Annotated in this window: 1 pseudogene; it reads left to right on the forward strand. The window is 73.1% G+C overall.

What is annotated here, in order from left to right:
- Positions 1–2,118, forward strand: a pseudogene (locus GRC12_RS43870) (LysM peptidoglycan-binding domain-containing protein); the annotation flags it as partial.

The raw sequence follows: 2,118 nt of genomic DNA on the forward strand, positions 1-2,118 counted from the left end.
CACCACCCCCGCACCCCCGTCGTCGGCCCCCAGCACAACGGCACGTCGCCCTGCCAAGCAGCCCGGACACGATCAGGCATCACCCTCGGCACCGGCCTCCTCGACGCAGCCCAACGACAGCGCGTCGCCCTCTGCCACCTCCCCGCCGGCGTCAACCCCAGCGCCCAGCTCCGCTGCTGCCTCCTCTCCCGCCGCCTCGGCATCGAAGACGCCGGCACCCGCTCCGGCCGACAACCCGCTGAACCTGCGAACCGTTCTCGGTGCCGGCGCACTGCTGGCGGCCGCCATCACCGGTGCGCTCGCCCTGCGCCGCACCCTGCAGCGCCGCCGCCGCACGCCCGGCCAGAAGATCGCCATCGCAGCACAAACCTCCCCCGCGGAGGCGCAGTTGGCCGCGGCCGCCGACGCGGGCGGCGCCGCCCGCCTGGACGTGGCCCTCAAAACCCTGGCCCACCACGCGGCCCAGCAACAGGAGGCCGACATGGTCCCGCCGCCGCTGCGGGCCGCCCGGATCGGCACCCGCACGATCGAGGTGCTGCCCGAGGACCTCACCCTGGACGCTGGAGCGCCCTTCGTGGCCGGGAAGGCCGGCTGGTGGGCCCTGCCCGCCGACGCCGCCCTCCTGGACGAAGAAGCCGCCCGCGACGTGCCGGCCCCGTATCCGGGGCTGGTCACGATCGGCCACACCGAGGCGGGCGACCTGCTGCTGCTCAACCTCAAAGCCCTGCCCGCGCTGCTGCTGGACGGCAACCCGCTCCACATCACCGAGGTGTGCACCTCCCTCGCCCTGGAACTCGCCATGAGCCCCTGGGCCGGCGAAGTCGAGATCATGACGGTCGGCTTCGGCGAGGACCTGCCCCACCTGCTGCCCACCACGCGCATCGCCCACATGCGCCAGGCCACGCACGCCCTGCGCGACCTGAGGATGCGCCTCCTGGAAGCACACCAGATGCCCGAAATACGGCATCAGCCGTACCTGCTGCTGTGCGCGTCCTCCCTGGACGACGATGCGGCCTGGCAGTTCGCCGACGTCATCGACAAGGCGGGCACGGTCCCCGTCACCCTGATCGCCCCCGCGAGCACGACGACCGCGCACTTCCCCGAAGCGGAGATCCTCAACGCCTCCCGCAGCGACCCGCAGACCCTCGACTACGCCGGCGTCGACATCACCGTGCAGCGCCTCCAGCACGCCGCCTACCAGCAGATCACCACGGCACTGCGGGTGTCCGGGCAGCCGCTCCACCCGGCCGACGGGCCCTGGCAGGACGTCCCGGACGAGCCCGACTGGGCGCAGCAGCCCGCTCACTCCTCACCGAAGGAGCCCAGCGCGCCCGCAACCACGACCGCCCCGATCCCGTCACCGGCGGCCACGGAGATGAGCAGCGGGGTCTTCCCGGCCCTGCTCGCCGCCAGCACCGATCCCGCCGGGCTCCGGCTCCTCTCCCCCACCCCATCGTCGACCCGGCGCGACGACGAGGCCCGACCGGGCGCCCAGACAGCGGTGTCGTCGCCCCCCGGGTTCCCGGCCACTACGCAGGCCACCGACGCCGCACCAGCTGACGCCCCGGGGACCGCCCTGACGGAGCCCGCGCTGCCCGAGGAGGCAGAGCGCGAGGCGCACACCCTGCACGCCCCGGAGATCCGCGTCCTGGGGCCGGTCGAAGTCGACGGCGTGGACCACACCGGTCACGGCCCCAAAATGGCGCAGCTCGCCGCCTTGCTGTACTTCCGCCCCGGCCGCACCGCCGACGCACTGTGTACCGACATGGACCCCACCAGCCCCTGGTCGACAGCCACCCTCAACGCACGCCTGCAGGGCCTGCGCAGCTGCCTGGGCAGCGACCCCACCGGCAACCCCTACGTACCCCGCCGCAAAACCGGAGCAGACCCCTACCGGCTCGCTGACAGCGTGCGCTGCGACTGGACCCGATTCCTCCAACTCGCCGAACACGCACTTCCCCTGGGCCCCGCGGGCCTGACCGACCTGGAGAAGGCCCTCACTCTGGTGCGGGGCACACCCTTCGGCGGCCGGCCCCTACCCTGGGCCGAACCCCTGCAACAAGAAATGATCACCCGGATCATCGACGTCACCCACACCATCGCCACCCACCGCACCCC

Source organism: Streptomyces griseorubiginosus (genome assembly GCF_017614965.1).
In the GTDB taxonomy this organism is placed as follows: Bacteria; Actinomycetota; Actinomycetes; order Streptomycetales; family Streptomycetaceae; genus Streptomyces; species Streptomyces griseorubiginosus_B.